The 15,710-nt window shown below is 45.2% G+C and carries 12 protein-coding genes, 1 tRNA gene and 1 pseudogene; all 14 read right to left on the minus strand.

Going from position 1 to position 15,710, the window contains the following annotated elements; genetic code table 11:
- The coding region (locus tag H3U73_RS10475; RefSeq protein ID WP_002252039.1) for a GTP-binding protein at window positions 1–84 on the minus strand (84 nt) is incomplete at its 3' end.
- An 83-nt stretch (window positions 85–167) separates the two neighbouring features.
- A complete protein-coding gene (fusA, locus tag H3U73_RS10480; protein ID WP_084564576.1) occupies window positions 168–2,270 on the minus strand; it encodes an elongation factor G in 2,103 nt (700 codons plus the stop codon).
- Between the two features lie 18 nt (window positions 2,271–2,288).
- A complete protein-coding gene (gene rpsG, locus H3U73_RS10485; RefSeq protein ID WP_025329901.1) occupies window positions 2,289–2,759 on the minus strand; it encodes a 30S ribosomal protein S7 in 471 nt (156 codons plus the stop codon).
- Between the two features lie 92 nt (window positions 2,760–2,851).
- The gene (rpsL, locus tag H3U73_RS10490; RefSeq protein ID WP_025329900.1) at window positions 2,852–3,223 is read right to left on the minus strand and encodes a 30S ribosomal protein S12; all 372 of its coding nucleotides are present in this window, start codon (window positions 3,221–3,223) and stop codon (window positions 2,852–2,854) included.
- A 202-nt stretch (window positions 3,224–3,425) separates the two neighbouring features.
- Complete coding sequence (rpoC, locus tag H3U73_RS10495; protein ID WP_096766339.1) at window positions 3,426–7,601, minus strand: DNA-directed RNA polymerase subunit beta'; 4,176 nt, start codon at window positions 7,599–7,601, stop codon at window positions 3,426–3,428.
- Window positions 7,602–7,661: 60 nt separating this feature from the next.
- The gene (gene rpoB, locus H3U73_RS10500) at window positions 7,662–11,843 is read right to left on the minus strand and encodes a DNA-directed RNA polymerase subunit beta (RefSeq protein WP_174829725.1); all 4,182 of its coding nucleotides are present in this window, start codon (window positions 11,841–11,843) and stop codon (window positions 7,662–7,664) included.
- A gap of 187 nt (window positions 11,844–12,030) precedes the next feature.
- Entirely contained in the window at window positions 12,031–12,402 is a 372-nt protein-coding gene (gene rplL / locus H3U73_RS10505) for a 50S ribosomal protein L7/L12 (protein ID WP_025329897.1), read from the minus strand.
- 54 nt (window positions 12,403–12,456) lie between these two features.
- On the minus strand, window positions 12,457–12,957 hold the full coding sequence (gene rplJ, locus H3U73_RS10510) for a 50S ribosomal protein L10 (RefSeq protein WP_025329896.1): 501 nt from the start codon (window positions 12,955–12,957) through the stop codon (window positions 12,457–12,459).
- Window positions 12,958–13,235: 278 nt separating this feature from the next.
- Complete coding sequence (gene rplA / locus H3U73_RS10515) at window positions 13,236–13,931, minus strand: 50S ribosomal protein L1 (protein ID WP_084551070.1); 696 nt, start codon at window positions 13,929–13,931, stop codon at window positions 13,236–13,238.
- A complete protein-coding gene (rplK, locus tag H3U73_RS10520) occupies window positions 13,932–14,363 on the minus strand; it encodes a 50S ribosomal protein L11 (RefSeq protein ID WP_025329894.1) in 432 nt (143 codons plus the stop codon).
- 126 nt (window positions 14,364–14,489) lie between these two features.
- Complete coding sequence (gene nusG, locus H3U73_RS10525) at window positions 14,490–15,023, minus strand: transcription termination/antitermination protein NusG (protein ID WP_025329893.1); 534 nt, start codon at window positions 15,021–15,023, stop codon at window positions 14,490–14,492.
- Window positions 15,024–15,025: 2 nt separating this feature from the next.
- Window positions 15,026–15,478, minus strand: a complete 453-nt coding sequence (gene secE / locus H3U73_RS10530) for a preprotein translocase subunit SecE (RefSeq protein ID WP_078474521.1) — start codon at window positions 15,476–15,478, stop codon at window positions 15,026–15,028.
- 63 nt (window positions 15,479–15,541) lie between these two features.
- Window positions 15,542–15,617, minus strand: a tRNA-Trp gene (locus tag H3U73_RS10535).
- 8 nt (window positions 15,618–15,625) lie between these two features.
- Window positions 15,626–15,710 (minus strand): annotated as a pseudogene (locus tag H3U73_RS10540) (elongation factor Tu); the annotation flags it as partial.

The raw sequence follows: 15,710 nt of genomic DNA on the forward strand, positions 1-15,710 counted from the left end.
CAAAGTGGTTTTACCATGGTCAACGTGACCAATGGTGCCAACGTTTACGTGCGGTTTGCTCCGCTCGAATTTTTCTTTAGCCATGAGCTAAGTTTCCTTGAATAAAGATCATTAAAGAACGATGATAACCTGAAAGTACAGGTACTTTCAGGTTATCGGTAAATAAGTTAGCCTTTACGTGCAGCAATTACCTGCTCGGCTACATTATTTGGTGCTTCAGCGTATTTCTTGAACTCCATGGAGTAAGTAGCACGCCCCTGAGTAGCAGAGCGCAGGTCGGTTGAGTAACCGAACATTTCTGCCAGTGGTACTTCGGCACGAACTTTCTTGCCGCCGATACCATCATCATCCATACCCAGCACGATGCCACGACGACGATTCAAGTCGCCCATTACATCACCCATGTAGTCTTCCGGTGTTTCTACTTCAACCGCCATGATAGGTTCCAGCAGTGCCGGAGAAGCTTTGCGCATACCGTCTTTGAATGCCATAGAACCGGCTAATTCAAACGCGATTTGCGAAGAGTCCACATCATGGTATGAACCGAAAGTCAGGCGCACACGGATATCCACAACCGGATAACCGGCCAGAATACCATTAGTCATGGTATCACGAATACCCTTATCCACAGACGGAATAAATTCACGTGGAATCACACCACCTTTAATTTCGTCGATGAATTCGTAGTTTACACCACCCGGTTCCAGAGGTTCCATAGTGATCACTACATGACCATACTGACCTTTACCACCAGACTGTTTCACGTATTTGGCTTCGGATTCCACTGATTTACGGATGGTTTCACGATAAGCTACCTGTGGTGCACCCACATTGGCTTCTACACCAAATTCACGTTTCATACGGTCTACAATAATTTCCAGATGCAATTCACCCATACCGGAAATAATAGTCTGACCAGATTCTTCATCTGTTTTCACACGGAAAGACGGGTCTTCTTTAGCCAGACGGTTCAGAGCCAGACCCATTTTTTCCTGGTCAGCTTTAGTTTTTGGTTCAACTGCTACGTGGATAACCGGTTCCGGGAATTCCATACGTTCCAGAATAATCGGAGCGTCAGTATCACACAGCGTTTCACCAGTAGTTACATCTTTCAGACCAATTACAGCTGCAATGTCACCGGCACGTACTTCTTCGATTTCATCACGATCATTGGCTTTCATCTGTACCAGACGACCAATACGTTCTTTAGTGCCTTTAACAGAGTTCACTACAGTATCGCCGGATTTCACCACGCCAGAATACACGCGGATGAAAGTTAGCTGACCAACGTATTTATCGTTCATCAGTTTAAATGCCAACGCAGAGAATTTCTCATCGTCGCTAGCTTTACGGCTGTCTTTTTCACCATCCGGCTTTTCACCGGCTACTGGCGGAATGTCTGTCGGGCTTGGCAGATACTCAACCACAGCATCCAGCAGACGCTGTACACCTTTGTTCTTGAATGCTGAACCGCACAGTACCGGCTGAATTTCACCGGCCAGTGTACGTGCACGCAGGGCAGCAACGATTTCATCCTCGCTCAGCACTTCACCGCCGAGGTATTTTTCCATCAGTTCTTCGTTGGCTTCTGCTGCAGCTTCAACCATTTTTTCGCGCCATTCTTCGGCAACGTCTTTCAGGTCAGCAGGAATATCAGCATACTCAAACTTCAAACCCTGAGTTGCATCATCCCATACGATAGCCTGCATCTTCAGCAAATCCACCACACCTTCGAAACCGTCTTCAGCTCCTACCGGAATCACAACCGGTACCGGATTCGCACGCAGACGGGTCTGCATCTGTTCAACCACACGGAAGAAGTTGGCACCCTGACGGTCCATTTTATTTACAAAAGCCAGGCGAGGCACTTTGTATTTATTGGCCTGACGCCATACAGTTTCAGACTGAGGCTGTACACCACCCACGGCACAGTAAACCATTACCGCACCGTCCAGTACACGCATAGAACGCTCTACTTCAACGGTAAAGTCTACGTGTCCCGGGGTATCAATAATATTTAAACGGTGTTCTTTAAACTGACCTGCCATACCTTTCCAGAAGGTGGTAACAGCAGCAGAGGTAATGGTAATACCACGTTCCTGTTCCTGCTCCATCCAGTCGGTGGTGGCTGCACCGTCATGCACTTCACCCAGTTTGTGAGTCATGCCGGTGTAAAACAGAATACGTTCTGAAGTGGTGGTTTTACCAGCATCAATATGTGCAGAAATACCGATATTGCGGTATTGCTCAATAGGGGTTTTACGAGCCACGATAATTGCCTTTCTGCATTAGAAGCGGAAGTGAGAGAAGGCTTTGTTGGCTTCAGCCATGCGATGTACTTCCTCACGTTTTTTCAATGCACCGCCGCGACCTTCGGCCGCATCAATTAATTCACCAGCCAGACGCAAATCCATGGATTTTTCACCGCGTTTACGAGCCGCATCGCGTACCCAGCGCATGGCCAGAGCCAGACGACGGGCAGGACGAACCTCAACAGGAACTTGATAGTTAGCACCACCAACACGACGGCTTTTTACTTCTACCACCGGTTTGGCATTGGCAATGGCTTCGTTAAACACTTCAATGGCTTCTTTGCCGGTTTTCTTTTCAATCTGTTCCAGAGCGCCGTATACAATGCGTTCTGCTACAGATTTTTTACCGTCAATCATCAGCACATTCATGAATTTGGATAATTCGATACTGCCGAATTTCGGATCTGGCAATATGTCACGTTTTGGGACTTCTCTACGTCTTGGCATTTCAATTTCCTTAAACTATTCAGCTGGGCATAGCCCGCGAATATTTATGTAAATATTCACTTACTCGACAGATAATCTGCCGATGCGTCCGATTATTTAGGACGTTTAGCACCGTATTTAGAACGGGACTGCTTACGGTCTTTAACACCTGCAGTGTCCAGAGAACCGCGTACAGTATGGTAACGCACACCCGGCAAGTCTTTTACACGACCGCCGCGAATCAGTACTACGCTGTGTTCCTGCAAGTTGTGGCCTTCACCACCGATATATGAAATCACTTCATAACCGTTGGTCAAACGCACTTTGCATACTTTACGCAGCGCTGAGTTAGGTTTTTTCGGAGTAGTGGTGTATACACGGGTGCATACGCCACGTTTTTGAGGACAAGCCTCTAAAGCAGGTACTTTGTTGACGTAAACCGGAGCCTGACGTCCTTTACGTACCAATTGGTTGATAGTAGGCATATTTTCTCTTTATCCTGTTGAGTCAATATATGCCGGCACCATGCCGGCAAAACGGGTATTCTAACATTCCTGCTTTATTATGGTCAAGATAATCAAACTTTAAACGCTTTATATCTGTTGAAAAAACAACTATATAAAACCATGTGCAAAATAAAACCGCTGAATGGCTTTCAGCGGTTTTATTTACAACAAATATTAAAGCTTATTCGCTTTTCTCTGCAGCCTCAGCAGCCAATTGCTCCTGCCATTTCTGGCGGCGACTGCGATGGTAAGTCAGTCCGGTACCGGCCGGAATCAGACGACCAACAATTACGTTTTCTTTCAGGCCGCGCAAATCGTCACGTTTACCCATAATAGCCGCTTCAGTCAGCACACGGGTAGTTTCCTGGAAGGATGCAGCAGAAATAAACGAATCGGTAGACAATGATGCTTTAGTAATACCCAGCAATACATTGTCAAAGCGTACCGGTTCTTTACCTTCCGCCAGCAACTTCTCGTTGGCAATCATTACATCACCGCGTTCAACCTGCTCACCAGTAATGAAGTGACTGTCACCGGCATCGGCAATATTTACCCGGCGCAGCATCTGGCGAATGATCACTTCGATATGTTTATCGGAAATCTTCACACCTTGCAGACGATACACTTCCTGTACTTCCTGCACGATATAACGAGCCAGCGCCTCAATACCCTGCAAACGCAGAATATCATGCGGATCGACTGCACCATCTACAATCACTTCACCGCGATTAACCACCTGACCATCATGTACCAGCACCTGTTTTTCTTTGGAAATCAGGGTTTCATAAGCAGCACCGTCTGCATCAGTAATAATCAGACGCTGTTTACCCTTGGTTTCCTTACCGAAAGAAACAGTACCAGTTACTTCAGCCAGCATACCCACATCTTTCGGAGTACGTGCTTCGAACAATTCAGCTACACGCGGCAGACCACCGGTAATATCGCGGGTTTTGGATGAAGCCTGAGGAATACGGGCCAGTACATCACCTTTACCCACTTCCTGTCCTTCTCGTACAGTAATCACCGCACCAACCGGGAAGGCCATGGAAACAGCGGTTTCACTTCCTGCCATGCGAATTTCTTCGCCTTTGTCATCCAGCAGTTTTACTGTCGGACGCAACAGTTTAGACTGAGTAGAGGAACGACGTTTACCATCAATAACTACCAGTGTAGACAAACCGGTAACATCATCGGTCTGTTTAGCTACAGTAACGCCTTCTTCGATATTTTCAAAGCGGACACGACCAGCAAACTCGGTAATCATCGGACGGGTATGCGGATCCCATGTAGCCAGTGTCTGACCGGCTTTCACCACACCACCATCTTTTACCTGCAATAATGCACCGTAAGGTACTTTATGGCGTTCACGCTCACGACCAATATCGTCATGAATCACAATTTCGGATGAACGACCAATAACGACCAGTTCACCTTTGTTATTAGCCACATAACGCATCTGGCTGGAGAAACGAACCGTACCACCAGATTTAGCCTCTACCTGACTAGCAGCTGCAGCTCGTGAAGCAGCACCACCAATGTGGAAGGTACGCATAGTTAACTGAGTACCCGGCTCACCAATAGACTGAGCAGCAATCACACCAACAGATTCACCGGCATTGACCAGTTTACCGCGCGCCAGATCTCGGCCATAACATTTGGCACACAATCCATGGCGTGTTTTACAGGTAATCGGAGTACGTACTTTAACTTCATCGACACCAGAGTTATCAATCAGATCAACCAGACCTTCGTTCAGCAGCGTACCTGCTTCAACTAAAGTTTCACCACTGGTCGGGTCAACTACATCTTCAGCAGTAACACGTCCCAGTACGCGATCACGTAATGATTCAATGATATCACCACCCTGTACCACTGCTTTCATCACAAAACCGTCGTTGGTACCACAATCATCTTCTACTACCACCAAGTCTTGTGTCACATCAACAAGACGACGAGTCAGATAACCGGAGTTAGCAGTTTTCAATGCCGTATCAGCCAGACCTTTACGGGCACCGTGAGTAGAAATAAAGTACTGTAATACTGTCAGACCTTCGCGGAAGTTAGAAGTAATCGGTGTTTCAATAATGGAACCATCCGGTTTCGCCATCAAACCACGCATACCTGACAACTGCTTAATCTGAGCGGCAGAACCACGGGCACCGGAGTCAGCCATCATGTAAATTGAGTTAAATGACTCCTGATCAACCAGATTACCTTCGCGGTCAACTACTTTCTGAGTAGACAGATTATCCATCATCGCTTTGGCAATCTTGTCACCGGTACGACCCCAGATATCGACTACTTTATTGTAACGTTCGCCATTGGTTACCAGACCCTGACGGTACTGGTCTTCAATTTCTTTAACTTCAGCATTAGCTTCAGCCAGTAACTGTGGTTTACTTTCAGGCACCAGCATATCGTCAACGCAGATTGAAATACCGGCACGAGTTGAGAATGCATAACCGGTATACATCAGGTGGTCAGCAAAAATGACAGTATCACGCAATCCGCAGCGACGGAATGAAGCATTAATCAGCTTAGAAATTTCTTTTTTCTTCAGCGTTTTATTAATATGATCGAAAGACAAACCTTTTGGCAGAATTTCTGACAGCAGAGCACGACCGACTGTAGTTTCATAACGATTAACTACCGGTACAAATTCGTCCTGACCATTTTTCACCCATTCACGCAAACGTACAGTAATTTTAGTACCCAGCTCTACCTGACGAGTCTGGTAGGCACGGTGTACTTCTTTTACATCAGCAAACAGGCTGCCTTCACCCTTACCATTAATTTTGTCGCGGGTCATATAATACAGACCCAATACGATATCCTGTGACGGTACGATAATGGGTTCACCATTTGCTGGTGACAATACATTATTCGAAGCCAGCATCAGGGTACGCGCTTCCATCTGTGCTTCCAGACTCAGTGGTACGTGCACAGCCATCTGGTCACCGTCAAAGTCGGCGTTAAATGCAGTACATACCAGCGGATGCAGCTGAATTGCCTTACCTTCAATCAGAATCGGCTCAAATGCCTGAATACCCAAACGGTGCAAGGTTGGTGCACGGTTGAGCAGAATCGGATGTTCACGAATAACATCTTCAAGAATATCCCATACAATCGGCTCTTCCTGTTCTACCATCTTTTTGGCTTTTTTGATGGTAGTTACGGTCGGATCTAACTGTTCAAGTTTATGGAAAATAAATGGTTTGAACAGTTCCAAAGCCATTTTCTTCGGCAAACCGCACTGATGCAGACGCAGGTACGGACCAACGGTAATCACAGAACGACCGGAGTAATCGACACGTTTACCCAGCAGATTCTGACGGAAACGACCGCCCTTACCTTTAATCATATCTGCCAGGGATTTTAGCGGACGCTTATTAGCGCCAGTCATGGCTTTACCACGACGGCCATTATCCAGTAATGAATCTACCGCTTCCTGTAACATACGTTTTTCATTGCGTACGATGATATCCGGTGCACGCAGTTCAAGCAGGCGTTTCAAACGGTTGTTACGATTAATGACGCGACGATACAGGTCATTCAAATCAGAAGTAGCAAAACGGCCGCCATCCAGCGGTACCAGCGGACGCAAATCCGGTGGTAGTACTGGCAGCACATCCATAATCATCCATTCCAGTTTCATACCGGAACGCTGAAATGCTTCCAGAACTTTCAGTCGTTTAGCAATTTTCTTAATTTTTGTATCTGAACTGGTTGAATCCAGTTCCTGACGCAATACAGTAACCTCATGGGCAATATCCATAGCTCGCAGTAAATCGCGAATGCCTTCAGCACCCATCTTGGCTTCAAAATCGCCGCCAGACTCTTCATATTTGGTAATGTATTCTTCTTCACTGAGCAGCTGACGCGGCTGTAATGAAGTCAGCCCCGGATCAGTTACCACATAAGCTTCAAAATACAGAATACGTTCAATGTCACGCAAAGTCATATCTAATACCATACCCAGACGGGATGGCAAAGATTTCAAAAACCAGATATGCGCAACCGGTGCAGCCAGTTCGATATGTCCCATGCGCTCGCGGCGTACTTTGGACAAGGTTACTTCCACACCACATTTTTCACAGGTTACCCCGCGAAATTTCAGACGTTTGTATTTACCACACAAACATTCATAATCTTTAATCGGGCCAAAAATCTTGGCACAAAACAAGCCGTCACGTTCCGGTTTAAAAGTACGGTAATTAATCGTTTCCGGTTTTTTCACTTCACCGTACGACCAAGAACGAATGGTATCCGGCGAAGCAATGCCGATTTTAATTGCGTCAAATTCTTCTTCGGCACTGGCATTTTGCAGCGGATTAAATAAGTCTGATAAAGCTTTCATATTTGCTCCTGACGATGCCGTATACAGTATGCCTCACACACTGTATACGACCGGTGTCGGTTAGTAACGTTCCAAATCCATATCCAGGCCTAAAGAGCGAATCTCTTTCAGTAACACATTGAATGATTCCGGCATGCCGGCATCAATCTTGTACTCGCCTTTAACAATGTTTTCATACATTTTGGTACGACCGGTGACGTCATCTGATTTCACAGTCAACATTTCCTGCAGAGTATAAGCAGCACCATAAGCTTCCAGTGCCCAAACCTCCATCTCACCAAAACGTTGGCCACCGAACTGAGCTTTACCACCCAGCGGCTGCTGAGTGACCAGACTGTACGGACCAGTAGAACGAGCATGCATTTTTTCATCAACCAGATGATGCAGTTTCAGATAATGCATTACACCCACAGTCACCTTACGGTCAAAGGCTTCTCCAGTATGACCATCATACAGTGTCATCTGCGTACGGGTATCATTAAAGCCCAGTTTCTGAATTTCTGGATCATCTTCTGGATAAGCCAGTGCCAGCATATTTTTGATTTCGGATTCTTCCGCACCATCAAATACTGGTGTAGCTACAGTCATACCTTTACGCAAATGCTGAGCCAGATTGATGATTTCATCGTCATTAAATTGCGATAAATCCTCTTTCTTACCACTGCTGTTGTACACTTTTTCAAGGAAAGCACGAATATCATCAGCAGCACGTTTTTCTGTCAGCATACGGTCAATACGCTCACCAATACCTTTGGCAGCCCAGCCCAGATGTACTTCCAGAATCTGACCAATATTCATACGGCTTGGTACACCGAGCGGATTCAGTACGATATCCACAGCGCGTCCGTCAGCCATGTAAGGCATGTCTTCAACCGGCAGAATGCGGGATACCACACCTTTATTACCATGACGGCCGGCCATTTTGTCACCGGCTTTCAGGCGACGTTTAATGGCAATAAACACCTTAACCATTTTCTGTACACCCGGCTGTAATTCATCACCTTGTGTCAGTTTTTTCTTCTTGATTTCATACAGAGCATCTGATTCTTCATGCTTGGCCTGCAAACTTTCCTTAATCAGTTCCACCTGCTTAGCAATACTTTCATCACTCAGACGAATATCAAACCAGTCATGACGGCTCGGCAATGAAGCCAGATATTCTTTAGTAACTTCTGCACCTTTAGCCAGTTTCAATGGTCCGCCATTGACTTTTTGTCCCAGTATCAGGCGTTCAGTACGGTCAAAAGCATCATCATTGAAAATACGCAACTGATCAGTCAGATTCTGACGATAGCGTTTCAGTTCTGCATCGATAATCGCCTTAGCACGTTTATCGCGTTCAATACCTTCACGGGTAAATACCTGAACATCAATAACAGTACCACTCATGCCAGTAGGCATACGCAGTGAAGTATCTTTTACATCACTGGCTTTTTCACCAAAAATAGCACGCAACAGTTTTTCTTCCGGTGTAAGCTGAGTTTCACCTTTAGGTGTCACCTTGCCTACCAGTACATCACCGGCCTCTACTTCAGCACCAATGTAAACGATACCGGATTCATCCAGACGATTTTGCATACGCTCAGACAAATTCGGAATATCACGGGTAATTTCCTCTGCACCCAGCTTGGTATCACGGGATACCACATTCAATTCCTCAATATGAATTGAAGTATAACGATCACCGGCAACGACACGTTCTGAAATCAGAATTGAGTCTTCATAGTTATAACCATTCCATGGCATGAAGGCGATAGTCATATTCTGACCCAGTGCCAGCTCACCTAAATCAGTAGAAGCACCATCCGCAATAACATCACCGCGCTGGATAACATCACCCTTCTGTACGGCAGGACGCTGATTAATATTGGTTGACTGGTTAGAACGGGTGAATTTCACCAGATTGTAAATATCCACACCCACTTCACCAGCAGTAGCCTCGTCATCATTAACACGTACTACGACACGGTTTGCATCCACATATTCCACAACACCGCCGCGACTGGCCGCAATAGCTGTAGCACTGTCAATAGCCACAGAGCGTTCAATACCGGTACCAACCAATGGTTTTTCAGCACGCAGGCAAGGTACTGCCTGACGTTGCATGTTGGCACCCATCAAAGCACGGTTGGCGTCGTCATGCTCAAGGAACGGAATCAGTGAAGCCGCTACTGAAACCACCTGGCCGGTAGCCACGTCCATATACTGTACGCGATCCGGTGTTGCCATTATGGTTTCACCTTTTTCACGGCAGGTTACCATATCACCGATAATCCGGCCGTCTTTATCCAGATCGGCATTCGCCTGGGCAATGACAAAGCGGCCTTCTTCAATAGCTGACAAATAATCAATGTCATTAGTTACTTTACCGTCGACAACTCGGCGATAAGGTGTTTCCAGAAAACCGTATTTATTGGTACGGGCATAAACTGCCAGCGAATTAATCAAACCGATATTCGGACCTTCAGGTGTTTCAATCGGACATACACGACCGTAATGAGTCGGATGTACGTCACGCACTTCAAAGCCGGCACGCTCACGGGTCAGACCGCCAGGTCCCAATGCAGATACACGGCGTTTATGGGTGATTTCAGACAACGGATTAGTCTGATCCATAAACTGAGACAACTGACTGGAACCGAAAAACTCTTTGATTGCAGCAGAAACCGGTTTGGCATTAATCAGATCATGCGGCATTAGATTTTCTGATTCGGCCTGATTCAGGCGTTCTTTAACGGCGCGTTCTACACGTGACAGACCACTACGGAACTGGTTCTCAGCCAGCTCACCCACAGACCGTACGCGACGGTTACCCAAATGATCAATATCATCTACTTCACCATGTCCGTTGCGCAATTCAACCAGTGTAGCAATTACGGACACAATATCCGGAATAGTCAGTACATGATTGCCTTCTTTATCAGCATTGGCAAAAGTTTGTGTCATCAGACGGCCATACCATGACTCTTGCTGTGCTTCCAGCAATTTTTGCTGATAGGTACGGGTGTTGAATTTCATCCGGCCGACACGTGACAAGTCATAGCTATCTTCGCTAAAGAACAGGCGATTAAACAATGCCTCAACAGCGTCTTCGGTTGGCGGTTCACCCGGGCGCATCATGCGATAAATAGCAATACGTGCAGCCTGCTGACCTTCAGTTTCATCAGTACGCAAAGTATTGGAAACATAACCGCCCTGATCCAGATCATTGATATACAGCGTTGAAATTTCTTTGATTCCCTGTATATCAAACTGTGCCAGCAACTCTTCCGTGATTTCATCATTGGATCTAGCCAGTATTTCACCGGTATCCGGTACAACCACATCAGCAGCCAATACCTTGCCAATCAGACTTTCCGGTTCAACTTCCAGCCATTTAATATCTGCAGCAATAATGTCACGGATATTCTTGGCATTAATACGTTTGCCTTTTTGTACCAGTACTTTGCCATCTTTATCTACCAGATCAAACTTGGCAGTTTCACCTCTCAGACGTGCCGGAATCAGATCAGTATGCACACCATCTTTAGACAGGTGGTAACTTTCACGGTCATAGAACATGTCCAGAATCTGTTCCGGTGTAAACCCAAGAGCTTTCAGCAAAATAGTTACCGGCATTTTACGACGACGGTCGATACGGAAATACAGCAAATCTTTCGGGTCAAATTCGAAGTCTAGCCAGGATCCGCGGTAAGGAATAATCCGTGCTGAAAATAATAATTTACCAGATGAATGTGATTTACCTCTGTCATGTTCAAAGAATACACCCGGAGAACGGTGCAACTGTGAAACAATGACGCGTTCAGTACCGTTAATAATGAATGAACCGCTGGGTGTCATCAACGGAATTTCACCCATATAAACTTCATTTTCACGAACTTCTTTAACCACATTAGGTTTGGATGACTCTTTGTCCAAAATCACCAGCCGGATACGTGCCCGCAACGGGGCTGCATAAGTGATACCACGCAGCTGACATTCCGGAATGTCAAACACTGGTTCACCTAATACATAATGGGTGAACTCAAGGCGGGCATAACCGTTATGACTGATAATCGGAAAAATAGACTGAAAAGCAGCCTGAAGACCAACATCAGCGCGCTGGTCGTAGGGTGTTTCCATCTGTAAAAACTGTGTATAAGAATCCAACTGCGTAGCCAATAAAAACGGCACTTCTAATACATTCGCACGTTTGGCAAAGCTTTTACGGATACGTTTTTTTTCAGTAAAAGAGTAGGACATGTACAGTCTCCAGTAGGGAGGTTTGGCAAGTAAGGTTTTATAAATACTCAGATAACTGTTAATATCAAAAGAGTAAAATTAGGTAAATTAATGGTTTTTTTGTAAATATTTATAAAATATCACTTGGGGTAGACAAGCGAAAGCAGGCTGGTAGCCTAAGCTACCAGCCTGTAAAACGCAACTGAAATTACTTGATTTCGACAGAAGCGCCGGCTTCTTCCAGTTGTTTTTTAATGTCGTCAGCCTCAGCCTGAGAAACACCTTCTTTAAGAGTTTTAGGTGCACCGTCAACCAGATCTTTAGCTTCTTTCAGACCCAGACCAGTGATAGCACGAACAACTTTAATCACGCCAACTTTCTGAGCACCGGCAGAAGTCAATACTACATCGAATTCAGATTTTTCTTCGGCAGCTGTAGCACCGTTATTAGAACCATTATTAACAGCCAAAGCAGCTGCAGATACACCAAATTTTTCTTCAAAAGCTTTAACCAGATCGTTTAATTCCATAACGGTCAGGTTACCAACTGCTTCCAGAATGTCTTCTTTAGTAATAGCCATGCTATTAAACTCCAATAATTGAGAATAAAAATTTAAATATAAATCAGATGAAATTTAGGCAGCTTCTTCGCCGGCTTTTTTCTCAGCCAAAGCAGCAAGTGCACGGGCAAAACCTGAAACAGGAGCTTGCATAATACCCAGCAATTTCGCGAGCAATTCGTCGCGGCTCGGAATAGAAGCAAGTTCTGCCACCTGAGCAACATCCAGCAGATCACCATTATATGAACCTGCTTTCAGCACAATTTTTTCATCTTTTTTCGAGAACTGGTGCAGTACTTTTGCAGCAGCAACCGGGTCTTCAGATACCGCATAAACCAGCGGACCAACCATCTGATCAGCCAGAGCGGCAAATGATGTACCTTCAACAGCGCGACGGGCTAATGTGTTTTTCAACACATGCAGGTATACACCTGCTTTACGAGCATTGGCACGCAGTTCGGTCATACTGGCAACACTGATACCACGATACTCGGCAATAACCATAGTTTGAGCGTTAGCAATGGCTGCTACGATTTCGGCTACGGCTGCTTGCTTGGTTTCAATATTGAGACTCAAGGTCTACCTCCCACTGTTTTTAATCAGAGCGATATGAATACCACTCCACCCAGCGCGGCAACCCAAAAAGACATCCGTAAGCAAAGCTTACACAAGATTATCCGGGACTACCGTCTGCGTAGGGTTAATTTTTAAAATTTGTTTTACTACCACAAATTCCCTACGGTCTTGGACATCTACTTATTTCTAAGTAGCCCAACATATAAATGTAAGACATTTATATGAATTTTTAAGGCAGTCTGATATGAGACCAAACTGCCGGAATTCAAAGATACTTCTTAATTATTTACAGAAGCGCTGTCAACACACAAACCTGCACCCATCGTGCTGGATACTGCGATTCTGCGCAGATACTGACCTTTTGTTGCAGCAGGTTTAGCTTTAACAATGGCATCCAGTAATGCGTTAAAGTTTTCACGCAGATCAGCGGCATCAAAAGAAGCACGACCAATAGTTGCATGTACGATACCAGCTCTATCTGTACGATACTGTACCTGACCTGCCTTCGCATTTTTAACAGCTTCAGCAACATTTGGCGTAACAGTACCCACTTTCGGGTTTGGCATTAAACCACGCGGTCCCAGAATAGTACCTAGCTGACCTACTACACGCATAGCATCAGGAGATGCAATTACCACATCAAAGTTCAGATTACCTGCTTTGACTTCAGCAGCCAGATCATCGAAACCAACCACATCAGCACCGGCTGCTTTAGCAGCTTCCGCATTAGCGCCCTGAGTAAACACAGCCACACGTACAGTTTTACCGGTACCTTTAGGCAATACTACAGAACCACGAACAAGTTGGTCAGATTTACGTGCATCAATGCCAAGATTGAAAGATACATCGATAGACTCATCAAATTTGGCTGTAGCATTAGCTTTAACCAGATTCAGAGCATCATCAATAGTATATAATTTATTGGTTTCCACAGCAGCACGAATAGCCTGCATACGTTTTGAAAGCTTAGCCATTTACACACCCTCCACATCTAAACCCATTGAACGGGCACTACCGGCAATGGTGCGTACCGCCGCATCCAGATCAGCAGCAGTTAAATCAGGCTCTTTAGTCTTGGCGATTTCTTCCAATTGTGCACGAGTCACTTTACCCACTTTCTGGGTTAATGGATTTGAACTACCTTTTTGCAGACCAGCTGCTTTTTTCAGCAAAATAGAAGCCGGTGGCGTTTTCATTACAAAGGTAAATGATTTATCTGCAAACGCAGTAATCACTACCGGAACCGGCAGACCCGGCTCAACATTCTGCGTAGCCGCATTAAAGGCTTTACAGAATTCCATAATATTCAGACCACGCTGACCCAGTGCCGGACCTACCGGAGGAGACGGATTGGCTTTACCTGCAGGAATCTGCAGTTTGATATAGCCTACAATTTTTTTTGCCACTTGATTTAAACTCCAAATAAACGGGTATGACGCAGCAAATGCTGCTCCCCAAAAGCAAGACCCGTGATTATAAAGAAAAAACCTTTTCCTTACAAGCACAGGTTAGTTTATGTTGTATTATTGCAGTTAAATTTTCTCTACCTGAGAAAATTCCAGCTCAACCGGTGTTTCACGTCCAAATATCTGCACAGCAACACGCAGTTTATTGCGTTCGTAATTGACTTCTTCTACAACGCCATTAAAGTCTTTAAACGGACCTTCATTTACCCGCACTTGCTGACCAACATCAAAGAGGACTTTTGGTTTCGGTTTTTCTACTCCACTTTGCACCTGATGCAAGATAGCATCCACTTCACGAGCTGAAATAGGTAATGGTTTATTGGCTGTTCCACCAATAAAGCCCGTCACACGTGGTGTATTTTTAACCAAGTGCCATGAAGCATCGGTCATATCCATTTCTACCAGAACATAACCAGGAAAAAATTTACGTTCAGTAATACTGCGACGCCCGTTTTTTATATCCACAACTTCTTCAACCGGCACCAGTATCTGACCAAAATATTCACCCATTCCTTCACGCTCAATGCGCTCTTTTAAGGTTTTTTGTACATTTTTTTCAAAACCAGAATAAGCGTGTACAACATACCACTGTTTTGCCATGATCAGCTTCTCCTCATAAAGATGTCAAATAACAACCATGAAATCAGGCTGTCAACACCCCAAATAAATAACGACAAGACAGCAACAAATATCAGTACAAACAGGGTCATGCGCAATGCCTCATTACGCTCTGGCCAAACTACTTTTCTGGCTTCCGATACACAGTCGCGCACATAGGCAGTAAGTTTGCGTCCACCCGTACTCCAAAAAAATACAATTACAATGGCTGCTACTACACCTACCAATGGAAATAAATAACGGATATAAAGTGGCAATTGCGCATCAAGAGCATAGAATGCCTCAATACCAGCGGCAACCAATATAGCAGAGAGAAGATATTTCAATAAATCAAACCATTTATTACGTTTGACTTCCAACTCCTGCTGTTGCTTAGCTTCAGCTTTTAATTGTGCTTTGGTTTTGGCTCCTACATCTTTTGATGTTTTGTTGTCCATATAACCACCTTTTAATTAATACAAAAAAGACTAACCGACCATTGGCCGATTAGTCTGATTTTTTGGCAGGCCAGGAGGGTCTCGAACCCCCAACCCTCGGTTTTGGAGACCGATACTCTACCAATTGAGCTACTGGCCTACAAAACTTTAAGCGATAACTTTAGCAACCACACCGGCACCAACTGTTCGGCCACCTTCACGAATCGCAAAGCGTAAGCCTTCTTCCATCGCA

Source organism: Snodgrassella sp. W8124, from assembly GCF_016100875.1.
GTDB classification, from domain to species: Bacteria; Pseudomonadota; Gammaproteobacteria; order Burkholderiales; family Neisseriaceae; genus Snodgrassella; species Snodgrassella alvi.